At 69.2% G+C, this 17,747-nt stretch carries 16 protein-coding genes; 12 read left to right on the plus strand and 4 right to left on the minus strand.

The window, feature by feature from the left end; all coding sequences use genetic code 11:
* Window positions 1-103 precede the first annotated feature (103 nt).
* Window positions 104-925 carry a hypothetical protein gene (locus DKG75_RS09085; RefSeq protein WP_109920762.1) on the plus strand — a complete coding sequence of 274 codons (822 nt, stop codon included), beginning with the start codon at window positions 104-106 and terminating at the stop codon, window positions 923-925.
* Window positions 926-929: 4 nt separating this feature from the next.
* On the opposite strand, the gene DKG75_RS09090 is transcribed toward DKG75_RS09085, so the two are convergent.
* Genes DKG75_RS09090 through DKG75_RS09100 form a run of 3 tightly spaced genes read right to left on the minus strand, consistent with a single transcriptional unit; the run spans window position 930 to window position 3,234 of the window.
* On the minus strand, window positions 930-1,625 hold the full coding sequence (locus tag DKG75_RS09090) for a lipid-binding SYLF domain-containing protein (RefSeq protein WP_243746473.1): 696 nt from the start codon (window positions 1,623-1,625) through the stop codon (window positions 930-932).
* 56 nt (window positions 1,626-1,681) lie between these two features.
* Complete coding sequence (locus DKG75_RS09095) at window positions 1,682-2,479, minus strand: ABC transporter permease (protein WP_109920763.1); 798 nt, start codon at window positions 2,477-2,479, stop codon at window positions 1,682-1,684.
* Window positions 2,476-3,234 (minus strand): ABC transporter ATP-binding protein, encoded by a 759-nt coding sequence (locus DKG75_RS09100; protein ID WP_243746472.1) that lies wholly within the window; start codon window positions 3,232-3,234, stop codon window positions 2,476-2,478. Before DKG75_RS09100 ends, DKG75_RS09095 begins: the two co-directional genes overlap by 4 nt.
* A 141-nt stretch (window positions 3,235-3,375) precedes the next feature.
* On the opposite strand from DKG75_RS09100, the gene DKG75_RS09105 reads away from it, so the two are divergent.
* The 9 genes from DKG75_RS09105 (at window position 3,376) to DKG75_RS23745 (ending at window position 14,753) form a co-directional block, all read left to right on the plus strand.
* Entirely contained in the window at window positions 3,376-4,335 is a 960-nt protein-coding gene (locus DKG75_RS09105) for a complex I NDUFA9 subunit family protein (protein ID WP_109920765.1), read from the plus strand.
* 389 nt (window positions 4,336-4,724) lie between these two features.
* Window positions 4,725-6,167, plus strand: a complete 1,443-nt coding sequence (locus tag DKG75_RS09110) for an NAD(P)-dependent oxidoreductase (RefSeq protein ID WP_109920766.1) — start codon at window positions 4,725-4,727, stop codon at window positions 6,165-6,167.
* 17 nt (window positions 6,168-6,184) lie between these two features.
* The gene (gltB, locus tag DKG75_RS09115) at window positions 6,185-10,726 is read left to right on the plus strand and encodes a glutamate synthase large subunit (protein WP_109920767.1); all 4,542 of its coding nucleotides are present in this window, start codon (window positions 6,185-6,187) and stop codon (window positions 10,724-10,726) included.
* A gap of 214 nt (window positions 10,727-10,940) precedes the next feature.
* Window positions 10,941-11,639: a lipoprotein YafT gene (locus DKG75_RS09120; RefSeq protein WP_133636829.1), complete on the plus strand. Its 699-nt coding sequence runs from the start codon at window positions 10,941-10,943 to the stop codon at window positions 11,637-11,639.
* Window positions 11,640-11,695: 56 nt separating this feature from the next.
* Window positions 11,696-12,268 (plus strand): nucleoside 2-deoxyribosyltransferase, encoded by a 573-nt coding sequence (locus tag DKG75_RS09125; protein WP_109921079.1) that lies wholly within the window; start codon window positions 11,696-11,698, stop codon window positions 12,266-12,268.
* Window positions 12,269-12,344: 76 nt separating this feature from the next.
* Window positions 12,345-13,013, plus strand: coding sequence for an FtsZ-binding protein FzlA (gene fzlA, locus DKG75_RS09130; protein WP_109920769.1), 669 nt, complete (start codon window positions 12,345-12,347; stop codon window positions 13,011-13,013).
* Between the two features lie 3 nt (window positions 13,014-13,016).
* A complete protein-coding gene (gene queG / locus DKG75_RS09135) occupies window positions 13,017-14,171 on the plus strand; it encodes a tRNA epoxyqueuosine(34) reductase QueG (RefSeq protein ID WP_109920770.1) in 1,155 nt (384 codons plus the stop codon).
* 32 nt (window positions 14,172-14,203) lie between these two features.
* The gene (locus DKG75_RS22980; RefSeq protein ID WP_166646392.1) at window positions 14,204-14,377 is read left to right on the plus strand and encodes a hypothetical protein; all 174 of its coding nucleotides are present in this window, start codon (window positions 14,204-14,206) and stop codon (window positions 14,375-14,377) included.
* A gap of 247 nt (window positions 14,378-14,624) precedes the next feature.
* Complete coding sequence (locus tag DKG75_RS23745; protein ID WP_279573915.1) at window positions 14,625-14,753, plus strand: hypothetical protein; 129 nt, start codon at window positions 14,625-14,627, stop codon at window positions 14,751-14,753.
* Between the two features lie 25 nt (window positions 14,754-14,778).
* Here the strand turns inward: DKG75_RS23745 and DKG75_RS09140 are convergent, their stop codons facing one another.
* Complete coding sequence (locus DKG75_RS09140; protein ID WP_109920771.1) at window positions 14,779-15,519, minus strand: tetratricopeptide repeat protein; 741 nt, start codon at window positions 15,517-15,519, stop codon at window positions 14,779-14,781.
* Window positions 15,520-15,563: 44 nt separating this feature from the next.
* Here DKG75_RS09140 and DKG75_RS09145 point away from each other — a divergent pair, with 44 nt between their 5' ends.
* Both DKG75_RS09145 and DKG75_RS09150 read left to right on the plus strand, forming a co-directional pair.
* Window positions 15,564-16,448: an NAD-dependent epimerase/dehydratase family protein gene (locus DKG75_RS09145; RefSeq protein ID WP_109920772.1), complete on the plus strand. Its 885-nt coding sequence runs from the start codon at window positions 15,564-15,566 to the stop codon at window positions 16,446-16,448.
* On the plus strand, window positions 16,423-17,736 hold the full coding sequence (locus DKG75_RS09150; protein ID WP_109920773.1) for an ankyrin repeat domain-containing protein: 1,314 nt from the start codon (window positions 16,423-16,425) through the stop codon (window positions 17,734-17,736). The genes DKG75_RS09145 and DKG75_RS09150 overlap by 26 nt, the downstream gene beginning before the upstream one ends.
* Window positions 17,737-17,747: the final 11 nt, after the last annotated feature.

Raw genomic sequence — 17,747 nt, forward strand, 5'->3', positions numbered from 1 at the left:
AGCAGGGCGCGGCGCCCGCGGCCTGCCGTTTTCCTTGACGGCGCCAGTCGTCCCTCCCGTAATCGCCACTGTTCCGGCCCAAGCGACGAGGAAAGCCCGACCGGTGCTAGAGAATATCGTTCAATGGCTCGCCGTCCAGCCGGCGGGGCCCGTGCTCGTCGCCCTGATGGCCGATCGCCTGTGGCCGCGGCGCAGCGCCCGCCCGCCTGCCGCCGTCCGGCGCCTGGCCGGCGGCCTGGTCGCCCGGCTGAACCGATCGGGGCGCCCGGCGGGGGACCGGCAGAACCGGGGCCTGCTGCTGTGGGGGGCGGTGACCCTCGCCGCCTTTGCCCTGGGCACGCTGGCGGCTGCCGGGCTGAATCATTTCGGCCTGCGCTGGCTTCCCCTTGTCGCCGGCGGCCTGCTGCTGGCTGCCGGCATCGGCTATCAGGGCGCGCGGTCGGCGGCGCGCCGCGCGGTCGAAGGGGTGGCGGGCCTGCCGCCCGCGCAGGCGGGCCGGGTCGGCGCCGTTGCCGCCGCCCGGCTGGCGACCCGTTTCACCGAGGGGGCGGTGGCCCTGCCGCTCGCCTTCCTGCTGTTCGGCCTGCCCGGGCTGTTCGCGGTGAAGGCCGGGCAATGGCTGGTGTTCGCGGTCGAGGACGACCGCGAGGGCGCCTTCGGCCGCGCGGTCCGGGCCTGCCACGGGCTGGTGCTGGCGCCGGCCGGCGTGCTGGCGGCGCTGCTGATCGGCCTCGGGCGCCGGCCGCGGCTGGCGCTGGCGCCGGTTCCCGCGGTCGCGGCGCTGGACGGCGGGCTGGACCGGGCGGGCCTGGCGACGGCGCCCCCGGCCGCGCGCCTGCAGGGGGCCCGGGTCATGGTCGACCGGGCCCATGCGCTGTGGCTGGTGCTGCTTGCGCTCGGCAGCGTCGGCGCCGGCCTGCTCTGACGGTTCAGCGGGCGACGGTCGCCAGCGTCGCCTTCAGGGCATTGGCGCCGGCATTGTCGACCAGCCGGTTCAGGACGATGTCGCGCGGGTTCAGGGCCCGGCCGTAATAGGCGGTGTTCCAGCTGGTCGAGGACAGGATCCCGGCGCCTTCGAGCGAGGCGCCGGCGAACAGCCCCTTCGAGCGGGCATAGGAATAGATATCCGCCTCGAAATTGGTGGTGGTCGCCGCCTGCACGCCCGAGCCGACCGGCCCGACCGCGACCGAGGCATCGGCGCCGAGCTTCATCTCGTTCTTCATGATCGCTTCGAGCCCGCGCTCCTTGTTGATGACGAGCACGACCTCGGACGCCTGGGCGCCGATCTGGAGGCCGATGGAACCCGCCGCCAGGGAATAGAAGGCGGGGGCGGACCAGCTGCCGTTGGCGGTATTGCGGCCGAGCAGCACGCCGTCGCCGCCCGAGCCGCCGATGATGAAGCCTGCCTTGAGCAGTTGCGGCACGATGAGGCAGCCGACCGAGCGGGCGAGATAGGCGCGCATGTCGCCATAGGACGGGTCCTTGCCCATGCTGTCGATGGTGATGCGGGCGCGGTCGACCAGTTCCTGCTGGTCGGTGGCGGCCCGGGCGAGGCGGCTGGTGCCGGCGAGGGCGATGGCCGTGAAGGCGCCGCCCATCAGGCTGCGCCGGGAGATCATCTGCATCGGTGCCATTCCTTCCGTTTCTTCTGAACCAATGCCGGGGGGCAGGCGGGGGTTCCCTATTCGCCGGTCTGGAGCAGCCGGCCGCGCCGCCGCGCGCTCCGATGGAAGCCGAGAAAAGCGGCGATGCCAAGGCCGAGGAAGAGGGCGTCGAGGCCCGCGGCCCAGGCGAGGTGGCCGAAGTCCAGCCGCCCCTCGGCGATCAGGATGCGCATGCCCTCGAAGACATGGGTCGAGGGCAGGGCGAGGGCGACCGGCTGCAAGCCCCCGGGCAGCACGGAAACCGGGTAGAACACGGCGGACAGCGGCGCCAGGGCGAAGACGAGGCCCCAGGCCAGCCCCTCCGCCCCGAGGCCGACGCGCATGATGAGGCCGGCGACGAAAAGCGACACCGACCAGCCCATGACCACGAGAAGGGCGAAGAAGGCGGCCAGCGCCAGCCCGAGGTCATAGACCGAATAGCCGAAGAACCAGATCGCGAGCAGGCTGGTCGGCACCATGCCGATCAGGGTGCGGATCAGCCCGACGAGGGCGAGCGCCACCAGCATCTCGCCCGGCCGCAGGGGGCTGGCCAGCAGGTGCCCGAGGTTGCGGGAATACATTTCCTCGAGAAAGGACAGCGAGGTGCCGAGCTGGGCCCGCAGCAGCACGTCCCACAGCATGGCGGCGCCGAGGAGGGCGCCCAGGCCGAGGCCGGCGACATCGGCCCCGGGCCGCAGCGACAGGGTGATGAAGCCCCAGGTCAGCATCTGCACCGTCGGCCAATAGATCATTTCCAGCAGCCGCGGCCAGGACGAGCGCAGCAGGTACCAGTGTCGCAGGATCAGGGCCGCGACCCGGCCGGCGGCGCCGCTCATTGGTGCCCCCGGGCGCCCTGGCGCGCGATGTCGAGGAAGACCTGTTCGAGATCGTCCCGGCCGTAGCGGGCGAGCAGGCCGGCCGGCGTGTCGTGATCGACCACCGTGCCCGCCCGCATCATGACGACGTCGCCGCACAGGCGCTCCACCTCGGCCATATTGTGCGAGGCCAGCAGGATGGCGGCGCCGCTGTCGCGCTGGTAGTCCAGGAGATAGCGCCGCACCCAGTCCGCGGTATCGGGATCGAGGGAGGCGGTCGGCTCATCCAGGAGGAGAAGCCGCGGCCGGTTCACCAGCGCCTTGGCCAGGGCCACCCGGGTGCGCTGCCCGGCCGACAGGCGGCCGACCGGGCGGTCCAGCAAGCCTTCGAGGTCGAGATGGGCGGCCAGCTCGGCGATGCGCCGGCGCGGTGCCCGGACGCCGTAGAGACGGGCGAAGACCGTCAGGTTTTCCGTCACCGTCAGGCGGTGCGGCAGGTCGACATAGGGCGAGGAGAAATTCATCAGCCCGCGCGCCCGCACCGGATCGGCCCCGAGATCCAGGCCGTCGACGCGGATCGTGCCCCGGCTCGGCTCGATCAGGCCGAGGATCATGGCGATCGTCGTCGTCTTGCCGGCGCCGTTGCCGCCCAGGAGCCCGGTGATCGCCCCCGGGGCGATGGTGAAGCTGACGTCGCGCACCGCCTCGACCGGGCCGAAGGTCTTGGCCAGATGGGAGACGGCGAGAATGGGGGCGGGGGGAACGGGGGCGGGCACGGCGGCGATCTTGCCAAAGCGCCCGCGCCCTGCCAAGCGCGGGCATGAAAAGGCGCGGGGCGTGACAATGGTCATGATTGGCGCGGGCTATCGGATTATATATGGTGCCCCGAAAGAGACGGCGTTTTCAGGGGTAGAGCGATGGCCGACAGGCTGGTGACGGTATTCGGTGGCTCCGGCTTCATCGGGCGTTATGTCGTGAAGCGTCTGGCCAAGCAGGGCTGGCGGGTGCGGGTCGCGGTGCGCCGTCCCCAGGCGGCCGGTTTCCTGCGCCCCATGGGCGATGTCGGCCAGGTGGCGATCGTCCAGGCCAATGTCCGCCACACGCCGTCGGTGAAGCTCGCGGTCGAAGGCGCCGATGTGGTCATCAACCTCGTCGGCATCCTGGCCGAGTCGGGGGCCCAGCAATTCGACCTGATCCAGGCCGAGGGCGCGAGGCGCATCGCCGCCGCGGCCAAGGAGGCCGGCGTCGCCCGCTTCGTCCAGGTCTCGGCGATCGGCGCCGACCTGCATGCAGACTCCGACTACGCGAAAAGCAAGGCGCGGGGCGAGGCGGCGGTGAAGGCGGTCTATCCGGATGCGGCGATCCTGCGCGCCTCCGTCGTCTTCGGGCCGGAGGACAAGCTCTTCAACCGCTTCGCCAATATGGCGCGCTATGTCCCGGTCCTGCCCCTGATCGGCGGCGGCGAGACCCGCTTCCAGCCGGTCTATGTCGGCGATGTCGCCGATGCTGTGGTCGCCGCGGCCAACGGCAGCGTCGCGGTCCAGGAACGGCCCTTCGAACTGGGCGGGCCGGCGGTCTACAGCTTCCGCGACCTGATGAACATCGTCCTCAAGGTGACCGAGCGGAAGGCCGTGCTGCTGCCGGTGCCGTGGTTCGTGGCCCGGGCCCAGGCCGCCGCCGTCGGCTGGCTGCCCGGCGCCCCCATCACGCCCGACCAGGTGAAGCTGCTCCGCCACGACAATGTGGTCGGCCCCGGCGCCCCCGGGCTCGACGCCTTCGGCATCACCCCGACCTCGGTCGATGCGGTGGTGCCGGCCTATCTCCTCCGCTATCGCCGCACCGGCCAATACGCCACCCCGACTGCCGCCGAAGGTTGAGGCCACCCCACGGCTGCCCTTCGCAGGCCCCGCCCGCTGCCCGCGGGCGGGGTTTTTTGCGTTTGCGAAGGGTTTTGCCGAAAGAGGCTCGACGGCTATCGGGAAATCGTTTCAAATCAAGGGACTCAGGCGGATCGGCGGGTTCGGCGGATCATGCCGCATCGCGGAATAGTCAACAAACCGGAACTATTTTTGCCTAATTTCTAGCCTGCCCTGCTGTCGGCTTAGGCGATGTCCGGGAAATAGGTCAGCATTTGAGACCTATCGGCGATTTTTCGCTTTGCGATCGGAAAAATTGCGCGTAAATGAACATCATAGACCGGTGCTCTGGTGCCGGACCGCCGTGACGCGTGCGCCGCGTCGAGACAATGGCCGTGATGGAGTGCGCCATGGCTGAGAACAAGATGCTGAAGTTCGTTTCGCGCGAGCAGGAGATGCCGCCGAAGCGCAGTGCCGACGAACGGATCAAGGATTTCAGCGAAATCTACGCGACCTTCGTGCAGCCCTCGGCCCAGGATCAGGCCGGGCGCTGCTCGCAATGCGGCATTCCCTTCTGCCAGGTCCATTGTCCGCTCTCGAACAATATTCCCGACTGGCTGAAGCTGACCGCCGAGGGCCGCCTTCAGGAAGCCTACGAACTGTCCCAGGCGACCAATTCGATGCCCGAAGTCTGCGGCCGCATCTGCCCGCAGGACCGGCTTTGCGAAGGCAATTGCGTGATCGAGAAGGATTTCAATTCGGTCACCATCGGCTCGGTCGAGAAATTCCTGACCGATACCGCCTGGGAGAACGGCTGGGTGAAGCCGCGCACGCCGCGGCAGGAAATCGGCCTTTCGGTCGGCATCATCGGCGCCGGCCCGGCCGGGCTCGCGGCTGCCGAGATGCTGCGCGCCAAGGGCTACGAGGTTCATGTCTACGACCGTTACGACCGGGTCGGCGGGCTGCTCGTCTACGGCATTCCGGGCTTCAAGCTCGAAAAGCAGGTGATCGCCCGCCGGGCCCAGCTGCTCGAAGACCAGGGCATCAAGTTCCACCTGAATTTCGCCGTCGGCGTCGATGCCAAGATCGCGGAATTGCGGGAAAGGCACGATGCCCTGCTGATCGCGACCGGCGTCTACAAGGCCCGCGACGTCGGCCTGCCGGGTGCCGGCCTCAAGGGCGTGCTGCCGGCCATGACCTATCTCACCGCTTCGAACAAGGTCAGCCTGGGCGACACGGTGGCCGAGTATGAAAGCGGCGAACTGAATGCCGAGGGCAAGGATGTGGTCGTCATCGGCGGCGGCGACACGGCGATGGACTGCGTCCGCACCGCCATCCGCCAGGGCGCCAAATCGGTGAAATGCCTCTATCGCCGCGACAAGGAAAACATGCCCGGCTCGCAGCGCGAGGTGAAGAATGCCGAGGAGGAGGGCGTCGAATTCGTCTGGCTCTCGGCCCCGCAGGCGTTCCTCGGCGACGACAAGGTGACGGCGGTGCGCGCCAACCGCATGCGTCTGGGCCTGGCCGATTCGAGCGGACGCCAGATGCCGGAAGTGATCGAAGGCTCGTCGGTGAACCACCCGGCCGACCTCGTGATCAAGGCGCTGGGCTTCGATCCGGAAGACCTGCCGAAACTGTTCGACGCGCCGGAACTGACCGTCACCCGCTGGGGCACCCTGAAGGTCGATTTCCGGACCCAGATGACCAGCCTCGACGGCGTCTTCGCCGCCGGCGATATCGTGCGCGGCGCCTCTCTCGTCGTCTGGGCGATCCGCGACGGCCGCGACGTCGCCGAGACGATTCACCAATACCTGAAGGCCAAGGTCGAAGCCGGCCTTGCCAAGGCCTCCTGAGCGTCGGAGGGAAGATCATGAGCAAGAAGATCGAAAGCGGTTCCGAATTCGTCGCCCATTGGCAGGCCGAGACGGAGCGCCTGAACGAGCAGGGCCTCTACGCCCATGAGGACGAGCGCGACAGCTGCGGCGTCGGCCTCGTCGCCGCCATCGACGGCCGCCCCCGCCGCGAGGTGGTGAGCGCCGGCATCGAGGCGCTGAAGGCGGTGTGGCACCGGGGCGCGGTCGATGCCGACGGCAAGACCGGCGACGGCGCCGGCATCCATATCGAAATCCCGCAGGATTTCTTCACTGACCATGTCCGCTCCACCGGCCATTCGCCGTCCGACCGGGGCCTGGCGGTCGGCCAGGTGTTCCTGCCGCGCACGGATTTCGGCCAGCAGGAAGCCTGCCGCACCATCGTCGAGCAGGAAATCCTGAACTTCGGCTTCTATATCTACGGCTGGCGCCAGGTGCCGGTCGATATTGCCGTGATCGGCGAGAAGGCGAACGCGACCCGCCCCGAGATCGAGCAGATCATGATCGAACACCCGGCCCATCTGACGGCCGACGAGTTCGAGCGGAAGCTGTTCATCATCCGCCGCCGCATCGAGCGGAAGGCGATCGAGGCCAATGCCTCGTCGGATTTCTACGTCTGTTCGCTGTCGTGCCGCTCGATCATCTACAAGGGCATGTTCCTGGCGGCCGACCTGTCGACCTTCTACCCGGACCTGAACGACGAGCGTTTCGTCTCGTCCTTCGCCATCTATCACCAGCGCTATTCGACCAATACCTTCCCGAAGTGGAAGCTGGCCCAGCCCTTCCGCATGCTCGCCCACAACGGCGAGATCAACACCTGGAAGGGCAACATCAACTGGATGAAGAGCCATGAGATCCGCATGGTCTCGGAAGCCTTCGGCGAATATTCGGACGACCTGAAGCCGATCATCCAGCCCGGCGGCTCGGATTCGGCCGCCCTCGACAATGTCTTCGAGGTGCTGGTGCGCGCCGGCCGCTCGGCGCCCCTGGCGAAGACGATCCTGGTGCCCGAAGCCTGGTCGAAGAAGTCGACCATGCCGGATTCGCACCGGGCGATGTATGCCTATGTCAATTCGATCATGGAACCCTGGGACGGCCCGGCCGCGCTGGCCATGACCGACGGGCGCTGGATCGTCGGCGGTCTCGACCGGAACGGGCTCCGTCCCATGCGCTATACGATCACGCGCGATGGCCTGCTGGTCATGGGCTCCGAGACCGGCATGGTCCTGCTGCCCGAGACCAATATCGTCGAGAAGGGCGCGCTCGGCCCGGGCCAGATGATCGCCGTCGATCTCGGCGAAGGCCGGCTCTACCATGACCGCGAGGTCAAGGACATGCTGGCCGGCGCCCATCCCTATCTGGAATGGACCAAGTCCATCGTCGAGCTTGACGAGAAGATCAAGCCGGCGAAGGAGCCGAGCCCCTACGACAAGCAGGAGCTGCGCGTCCGCCAGCTCGCCGCCGGCCTCAGCCACGAGGACATGGAACTGATCCTTCAGCCCATGGTCGAGGACGGCAAGGAAGCCATCGGTTCCATGGGCGACGATGCGCCGCTCGCGGTGCTGTCGGAGAAATATCGCCCGCTGCACCATTACTTCCGGCAGAATTTCAGCCAGGTCACCAACCCGCCCATCGACCCCTTGCGCGAGCATCGGGTGATGAGCCTGAAGACGCGTTTCGGCAACCTGAAGAACGTGCTGGTGCAGGACAGCAGCCAGGCCAATGTCCTGGTGCTGGAAAGCCCGGTCGTCTCCTCCGGCGAGCTTGTGGAACTGAAGAAGTTCATGGGCGACGGGGTGGCCGAGATCGATTGCAGCTTCCCGGTCGACGGCGGCAAGGATGCCCTGAAGGCCGCCGTCGCCCGCATCCGCCAGGAAGCGGAGGACGCGGTGCGCCAGGGTTACGGCCACCTGATCCTGACCGACGAGAAGATCTCGGAAGACAAGGCCGCGATCCCCATGGTGCTCGCCGTCGGCGGCGTGCACAGCCACCTGGTGCGGCGGGGCCTGCGGACGTTTACCTCGATCAACGTGCGCTCGGCGGAATGCCTCGACACGCATATGTTCGCGGTGCTGATCGGCTGCGGCGCGACCACGGTCAACGCCTATCTGGCGGAAGCCTGCATCGCCGACCGGCTGGCCCGGGGCCTGTTCCCCGGCCTGTCTCATGCCGACTGCATCGCCCGCTTCAAGGAATCGATCAATCAGGGCCTCCTGAAGATCATGTCCAAGATGGGCATCTCGGTCGTCTCCAGCTATCGCGGCGGTTACAATTTCGAGGCGGTCGGCCTGTCGCGCGCCCTGGTCGCGGAATTCTTCCCCGGCATGCAGTCGCGCATTTCCGGCATCGGCTTCCCCGGCATCCAGAAGAAGGTGCTGGAACTCCACGCCCGCGCCTTCGACGCGGATGTGGCGGCGCTGCCGGTCGGCGGTCTCTACCGCTTCCGGAAGAACGGCGAGCTTCATGCCTGGGAAGGCGGCCTGATCCACCTGCTGCAACAGGCGGTGGGGACGGACAGCTACACCCTCTACAAGAAATATTCGCAAGGGGTGCATGCGCGGGCGCCGATCGCGTTGCGCGACCTCTTGGAATTCAAGCCGGCAGGCAAGCCCATTCCGATCGAGGACGTCGAATCGATCACCTCGATCCGCAAGCGCTTCATCACCCCGGGCATGTCGCTCGGCGCGCTTTCGGCCGAGGCGCATGAGACGCTGACCATCGCCATGAACCGGATCGGCGCCAAGGCCGATTCCGGCGAGGGCGGCGAAGGCGCCGAGCGCTTCAAGCCGCGCGCCAATGGCGACAATGCCAATTCGCCGATCAAGCAGGTGGCGTCGGGCCGCTTCGGCGTCACCGCCGAATATCTGAACCAGGCCCGCGAACTGGAAATCAAGGTCGCGCAAGGGGCCAAGCCCGGCGAGGGCGGCCAGCTGCCCGGCTTCAAGGCGACGGTGGAAATCGCCCGCCTGCGTCATTCGACGCCGGGGGTTACCCTGATCTCGCCGCCGCCGCACCACGACATCTATTCGATCGAGGATCTGGCCCAGCTCATATACGACCTGAAGCAGATCAACCCGACGGCGCAGGTCTGCGTGAAGCTGGTGTCCGGTTCCGGCATCGGCACGATCGCGGCCGGTGTCGCCAAGGCGAAGGCGGACGTCATCCTGATTTCCGGCCATGTCGGCGGCACGGGCGCCTCGCCCCAGACCTCGATCAAATATGCCGGCCTGCCGTGGGAAATGGGCCTGACCGAAAGCAATCAGGTCCTGACCCTGAACCGCCTGCGTCACTCGGTGAAGCTGCGCACCGACGGCGGCATCAAGACCGGGCGCGACGTGGTCATGGCCGCGCTGATGGGCGCCGAGGAATATGGCGTCGGCACGGCCAGCCTGGTTGCGCTCGGCTGCATCATGGTCCGCCAGTGCCAGTCGAACACCTGTCCGGTGGGCGTCTGCACCCAGGATCCGGCCATGCGCGAGAAGTTCGACGGCTCGCCGGAAAAGGTGGTCAACCTCTTCTCCTTCATCGCGGAAGAAGTGCGCGAAATCCTGGCTTCGCTGGGGCTGCGCACCCTCGAGGAGGCGATCGGCCGGGTCGACCTGCTGCGCCAGGTCTCGCGCGGCCATCACCACCTCGACGACCTCGACCTCAACCCCCTGCTGGTCACGCCGGACTCCGGCCCCTATGCCCGCCACTCGGTGATCGAGGGCCGGAACGAGGTGCCGGACACGCTGGACGCCCAGATGGTGAAGGATGCGGCGGCGGTCTTCGAGCGCGGCGAGAAGATGCAGCTCACCTATACGGTGCGGAACACCCAGCGTGCCATCGGCACCCGCCTGTCGTCCCATGTCACGCGGAAGTTCGGCATGGACGGGCTGGACCACGGCCATATCGAAGTGTCGCTGCGCGGCTCCGCCGGCCAGTCGCTGGGCGCCTTCGCGGTCAAGGGCGTGAAGCTGAAGGTCTACGGCGACAGCAACGACTATGTCGGCAAGGGCCTGTCGGGCGGCACCATCGTGGTGCGCACCACCACGTCCTCGACGCTGGTCCCGCATGAGAACACGATCATCGGCAATACGGTGCTTTACGGCGCCACCGCCGGCTTCCTGTTCGCCAGCGGCAAGGCGGGCGAGCGCTTCGCGGTGCGCAACTCCGGCGCCACGACGGTGATCGAGGGCTGCGGTTCCAACGGCTGCGAATATATGACCGGCGGCACGGCGGTCATCCTCGGGCCGGTGGGCGACAATTTCGGCGCCGGCATGTCCGGCGGCATGGCCTTCATCTATGACGCGGCGGACGATTTCCCGAAGCGCGTGAACGATGAAAGCGTGGTCTTCCAGCGTCTTTCCTCCGCCCATTGGGAAGGCGTGCTGAAGGATCTGGTCGCCCGCCATCTGGCCGAGACCGGCTCGCCGCTCGCTGCCCGCCTGCTGTCGGACTGGGAGCGCGAGAGCGAGCGCTTCTGGCAGATCTGCCCGAAGGAAATGATCAAGCGCCTGGCCCATCCCCTGTCGGACGAGGCGAACCTGAAGCGCGCCTGACCTGAGGCGCGCCTGATCGGGCGCCGGGAACGGGCAAGGGCCGGGGCAATCCCGGCCCTTGTCGTTTATGGGGGGGCGATCTCGTGCAAAACAGTCACAGGTCGTATTTATTGCCACGAGACATATTTCCGCCTGAATTGATCGCCGCCGCTGCCACTTTCCGCCCCTAGACAGGCCTCGTGACAAAAAACGGTGATGGTCGATGAAAAAGGTGATGACGGCGGTCGTCGGCGCGGCCTTGCTGCTGGGGGCGTGCTCGGTGCGCTCGATTTCCAATTCGGGCTATGGCGGCGAATCCGGCACGACCAATGCCTTCTATCGCGGCGAATTGAAGGAAGCGGATGTGATCGGTGTCCCGCCCGACACGCCGGTGACCGAGGCCGAGATCGCCGCCGCCCTGAAGGGCGGGGGGCAGGCCCTGCCCCAGCCCCGCCGGTCCCTGCCGCTCATGGTGGTGCAGTCGGGCGCCGTCGTGCCCGACGACCTGATGCTGCAAGCCCTGCGGCGCGGCTTCACGGTGGAGAGTTTCAGCGGCGTGCCGCCGGCGAATACCGACGATTACGCCCGCCGCCTGCGCCTGATGGCCGCCCAGGGCGGCTATCGCCAGCTTCTGTGCTATTGGGGCGCGCTCGAGGCGGAGCGCAGCGGCAGCGCGACCAAGCTGGTCTCCTGGGTGCCCATCGTCGGCGCGATCATCCCGGACGAGCGGCAGCGCATGCGCCTTCGGCTGAAGGCCCTGCTGGTCGATGTCGAGACCGGGCGCTGGCGCGCCTATGCCCCGGCACCGGTGGACGATACGGCGATCAGCACGCCCCTGACCCGCGAGGATTCGGACCAGGACCAGGTCGCCCAGCTCAAGGCCAAGGCCTATGAGGCGCTGGCGGATGACCTGATCCGGGCGGCCGTGCCCTGATGGTGCGGGCCCGGCCGCATCGGCTATGCTCCGCCGGCGTAAGCGGAGCCATGATCATGCCGTCCATCTATCTTGCCGGGCCCGAAGTCTTCCACGCCGAGGCGATCGCCCTCGGCCGGGCCAAGCAGGCGCTTTGCGCCGCCCTTGGTTTCGAGGGTCTCTATCCCCTCGACGGCGAAGTGCCGGCGGGGGATTTGCCGGCGCCCGACCTGGGGCGGGCGATCTACCGCGCCAATGTCGGGCTGATCCGGCGGGCCGATGCGGTGATCGCAAATCTCACCCCCTTCCGGGGCCCGGGGGCCGATGCCGGCACGGTATTCGAGGTCGGCTTCGCCCTTGGTCTCGGCAAGCCCGTGTTCGGCTACCGCAATGTCGGCGACGGCTATCTCGACCGGGTGCGGACCTGGAACGGCGTGCCGCTGAGCCGCGACGGCGCCGGCCGGCCGCTCGACCGCGACGGCCTGCTGGTCGAGGATTTCGGCTTCGGCGACAATCTGATGATCGATGCCGCCCTGATCGAGGGCGGCCTGCCGGTGGTCGAGCATGACGCCGCCCCCGGCGCCGAATTGACCGACCTCACCGCCTTCGCCTTCTGCCTCAAACGGGCCCAGGCGCTGCTGGCCGGCTGACCAACTGTCGCCGTGCCGTTGGATTTACCATTAACTTTTCTTGCCGCCGGTTCGGGGCGCCCCTAAAGTCCCGCACATGCGCATCCTCTACCATCTGCCGCTGTCGCCCTTCTGCCGCAAGCTCCGCCTTGCGCTGCGGGAAAAGAGCCTCGATTTCGAGCTGCGGGTGGAACGGGTGTGGGAACGCCGGCCCGAATTCCTGGCCCTCAACCCCGCCGGCCAGGTGCCGGTGCTGGTCGAGGAGGGCGGCCGCCCCCTGGCCGATTCGAGCGCGATCGCCGAATATCTGGAAGAGACTTATCCCGACCGCCGCCTGCTCGGCCGCAGTGCCGTCGAACGGGCCGAGACGCGCCGGCTGGTCGCCTGGTTCGACCAGAAGTTCCATGCCGAAGTGACCTTGAACCTGCTGTTCGAGAAGGTGAACAAGCGCTTCTACGGTCTGGGCAACCCGGATTCGGCGGCGATCCGCATGGGCAAGCAATTCATCAGCGGCCATCTCGACTATATCGCCGACCTGTCGGAGCGCCGGCGCTGGCTGGCGGGCGACGAGTTCAGCCTGGCCGACATGGCCGCCGCCGCCCATCTGTCCTGCATCGATTACCTGGGCGACGTGCCCTGGGATGCCCATCCCAGGGCCAAGGACTGGTACGTGCGGGTGAAGTCGCGGCCGAGTTTCCGGCCCCTGCTCGGCGATCATGTCGCCGGCATGCCGCCGCCACCCCATTACGCCGATCTCGATTTCTGACCTATGGCCAGCGACCTGCGGGCCAGCGATCCGCGCCCGGGGCTTCGTGCCGAGGCGCGGCGTCTCGGCTTCGATCAGGTCGGCTTCGCCCGGCCCGAAGCCCTGGCGCATCTCGGCCGCGACCGGGCCCTGGCCGAATGGCTCGATGCCGGCTACCAGGGCGAGATGGGCTGGATGGCGGAAACCGCGGCGCGCCGGGGCGATCCCCGGGTGCTGTGGCCGGGGGTGCGTTCCATCGTCATGGTCGGGGCCAATTACGGGCCGGCCAGCGACCCCCTGGCCCTGCTGGACGAGGCTGATCGCGGCGTCATCGCCGCCTATGCCCGCATGCGCGACTATCACGATGTCCTGAAGGGCCGCCTGAAGATGCTGGCGCAGCATCTGGCCAGCCGCCTGGGGGCGGAGGTCAAGGTCTTCGTCGATACGGCGCCGGTGATGGAAAAGCCCCTGGCCCAGGCGGCGGGCATCGGCTGGCAGGGCAAGCACACCAATCTGGTCAGCCGGGCCCATGGCTCGTGGCTGTTCCTGGGCGCCCTGTTCACCGCCGCCGACCTCGCGCCGGACGAGGCGGAGGCGGACCATTGCGGCACCTGCCGCCGCTGCCTGGACGCCTGCCCGACCGGCGCCTTTCCCGCGCCCTACCGGCTCGACGCCCGGCGCTGTATCGCCTATCTCAGCATCGAATACGGCGGCGTGATCCCGGTTGAATTCCGCGCCGCCATGGGCAACCGGGTCTATGGCTGCGACGATTGCCTGGCCGTCTGCCCCTGGAACAAATGGGCCGGCGCATCAAGGGATGCCAAGCTCTCGGAACGGGCGGATCTGGCCGCCCCGGCGCTGGCCGAACTGGTCACCCTCGACGATGCCGGCTTTCGCCGGCGCTTCGCCACCACGCCGGTCAAGCGCATCGGCCGCGACCGATTCCTGCGCAATGTCCTGATCGCCATCGGCAACAGCGGCGACCCCGCCTATCGCCCGCTGGTGATCGCGCGGCTGGACGACGCCAGCCCCCTGGTGCGGGCCATGGCGGTCTGGGCCCTGGCCCAACTGGGCGGGGTCGGGGCGGAGGTCCACCGCGCAGGGACGGAGACGGACGAGGCGGTCCGCGCCGAATGGCACGCCGCCCTCGACGATGCCGTTGTCCCTGAAGCGGAATGAACGTTCATTCCGCTTGGAGAGGGCAGGGCCTATTGCGTCCCTGGAACAAATGGGCCGGCGCATCGCGGGACGCAAAGCTGGCGGCGCGGGCGGATCTGGCGGCCCCGGCGCTGGCCGATCTCGTCGCCCTCGGCGATGCCGGCTTTCGCCGGCGCTTCGCGACCACGCCGGTCGAGGGCCTCGGCCGTGCCCGCGCAATGTCCTGATCGCCATCGGCGCAGCGGCGATCCCGCCTATCGCCCGCTGGCGAGCGCGCGGCTGGGCGACGCCAGCCCCCTGGTGCGGGCCATGGTGGTCTGGGCCTTGGCCCGGCTGGGCGGGGTGGGGCGGAGGCCCACCCCGCAGGGACGGAGACGGACGAGGCGGTCGCGCTGAGTGGCACGCCGCCCTCGGCCGCACCGCTTCTTCCCAAGCGGAATGAACGTTCATTCCGCTTGGGGAGGGCGGGACCTGTTGCGTCCCTGGAACAAATGGGCGGGGGCGTCAAGGGCTGCCAAGCTGGGGGCGCGGGCGGATCTGGCCGCCCCGGCGCTGGCCGATCTCGTCGCCCTCGGCCGGGCCGTTGTTCCTGAAGCGGAATGAACGTTCATTCCGCCTGGGGGGCGGGTTATTTCGCCTTGTCGAGGGCTTTCAGGCTGGCGGCGGCGGCATCGCGGATCGGGCCGGCGGGGGCCTTGGCGGCGGCTTCCTTCCAGTCGGCGGCGGCGCCCTTGCGGTCTCCGTCGAGCAGGCGGATGCGTCCGCGTTCGAGAAGGGCGGCGGGATCGCCCGGCGCCAGTTGCAGGGCTTTGGCGATGGCGCCCTTCGCCTCCGCCAGCTTGCCGGCCTCGCGCAGCGCAGTGGCGAACAGGAGCTGAAGTTCGCGGTCGTCGCCCCGCAGTTGCACGGCGGCGTCGAGATCGGCGGCGGCGCGCGGCCAATCGTTCAGGGCGGCCCGCGCCCGTGCCCGGTCGGCCAGGAGATCGGCGTCGTTCGGCGTGTTGCGCAGGGCCCGGTCGAAGGCCTTGAGGGCAAGGTCGGGCTTGTTGTCGAGCAGGCGGATATTGCCCAATTGGCCGAGCAGGGCGGCCGCCTCGCGCGGGTCGGTCATCTGGTCGATCAGGCGGCTGAGGCGTTCGCCGGCGGCGCCATAGCGCTTCAGGGCCACTTCCGCCAGCACGGCGCAATGCTGGGCGGCGGGATCGTCGGACCTCTTGGTCCAGGCGAGGGCGGCATTGAAGCCGTCGGCCGGGGCCCGGCTGACGAGGTCGACGCATTCGCCATAGGTGAGCGCCCGGGCGGGCAGGGCGGCGAAGCCGACGGCAAGGCCGAGGGCCAGGGCGGCGGTGGCTTGTTTCAGGGGCGGCATGGCGCCTACAGTCCTCTCTCGACGTTCCGGATGCAAGGCCACGGATGACCCGCCTGTTCTGTTTCGGTCTCGGTTACACGGCGCTGGCGCTTGCCGACCTGCTGCAAGCCGAGGGGATCGCCGTCGCCGGCACCGTGCGCAGCCCCGAGAAGGCGGCGCAACTCCGAGCCCGCGGCATCGAGGCCCATGTCCTCGACCGCGGCCGGCCGCTGGACGCCTGGGCCGCAGCCCTGGCGGGAACCACCCATCTCCTGTCCTCCGTCCCGCCGGACGAGGCGGGGGACCCCGTGATCGACCGGCATGGGCCCGATCTGCGCCGGCTTTCGGGCATTTTGTGGGCGGGCTATATCTCGACCACCGGCGTCTACGGCGACCGGGCCGGCGGCTGGGTGGACGAGGACAGCCCGCTGGCCCCGGCCGGGCCGCGCGGCACCCGGCGCGTCGCGGCGGAAGCGGCCTGGGCGGCCACCGGCCTGCCGCTGCATCTCTTCCGCCTGCCCGGCATCTACGGCCCGGGGCGCAGCGCGCTCGATCAATTGCGCGCCGGCCGGGCGCAGGCGGTGGTGAAGCCGGGCCAGGTGTTCAGCCGCATCCATGTCGCCGATCTCGCCCGGGCGCTCCGCGCCTCCATGGCACGGCCGAACCCCGGGCGGGCCTATAATATCTGCGACGACGAAGCCTCGCCCTCGGTCGATGTCCTCGATCATGCGGCCGACCTTCTTGGCCTGCCGCGGCTGGCGCGGGTCGATTTCGAGACGGCCGAAATGTCGCCCATGGCGCGCAGTTTCTGGAGCGAATCGAAACGCGTCTCCAACCGCCGCCTGAAGGCGGAACTGGGGCTCGACCTGCTCTATCCGACCTATCGCCACGGCCTCGCGGCGATCCTGGCGGGGGAGGGCGGCGATGGCCGACGTCCTGCTGTACCTTGACCTCGCCGCCCGCCAGCGCGACCTGGCCCGGGCGCGCCGGGAAGCAGTCGAGGCCGCGCGGCCCGGCACGACCGAAGCCCTGCTCGCCGCCGCCTTCCACGGCCGGACCGGGGAGGTCCGCGACCTGCTGCAAGCCGGCCTTGCCCCCGCCAGCGAGATCGACCATGTGGTCGCGGCGGCGGCGCGCGGCAACCGCGCCACCCTGCTCCGCGATCTGATCGCGCATCAGGCCCCGGCCCCGGCCCTGCTGGCGGAAGCCTGGGGGCAGGCGGCGGCGGCTGGCGCCCTTGCCTGCCTGCGGGTGTTCGAGACCTTGAAATGCGATCCCGAGGTGGCGGATGCCTTCGGCTGGACGCCGCTGTTCCATGCCGCCGCCGCCGGTCAGGCCGAGGCGGCGGACGGCCTGATCGAGGCCGGCGCCGCGATCGGCCGGCGCGACCGCCAAGGCCGAACCCCGGCCGATTGGGCGGCGGCGCGGGGCCATCACGATATGGTCGAGCGCCTGATCCCGGCCGACCTGCCGGCCGATCTGGACGCCCTGTCCACAAGCGACCTGAACGGCCTCTTCGTCGACGGTGCGCAGGAAGGCCGGCCCGGCCGGTTCCGGCCGCTGGTCGCCGCCGGGCTCGACCTTGCGGCTTTGGGGCCGGTCGCGCTCCGCCTTGCCGCCCTCCATGGCCGGGCGGAGGCGGTGCGGCAATTGCTGCTGCTCGAGGTGCCGCCCGATGCCGGCAATGCCATGGCGGTGGCGGCCGGGCGGGGGCGGGCAGAGGTCGTCGAATTGCTGGGCGCCTGGGGCGGCCGGGCCGAGGGCATGGACCCGGACCAGCCGGGCTGGCCCCTGGTCGAACGGGCGCGGGCGGGCCAGGACCTGATCAAGGCCTGCTTCTGGGGCCGGCGCGACGGGGTCGACGCGGTGCTGGCCCGCGGCGCCCCGGTGAATGCCCGGGAAGCCCGGGCCGGCCAGGGCGGCGCCCGCGGGCAGCGGGTCTATGAGGACAGCGTCAGCGTGCTGATGAAGGCGGTCTTCTTCGGCCATGCCGAAGCCGTCGCCCGCCTGCTGGAGGAACCGGCGCTGGAGATCGAGGCCCAGTTCAGATACCGGACCGCCCTGGGCGAGGCGGTCTGGTGGGGCAAGGACGAGATCGCCATGATGCTGGTGCGGGCCGGGGCCGATGCCAACCGGCCGTGCCGGGTGTCGGGCGAGACGCCCCTCGACATGGCCGGGGCGCGCGACAATCCGGCCCTGTCCGGGCGGTTGCGGCGTCTCCTCCGGGATGGCGCATAATCCACTGTCGC

It is taken from the genome of Zavarzinia compransoris (assembly GCF_003173055.1).
GTDB lineage: Bacteria > Pseudomonadota > Alphaproteobacteria > Zavarziniales > Zavarziniaceae > Zavarzinia > Zavarzinia compransoris.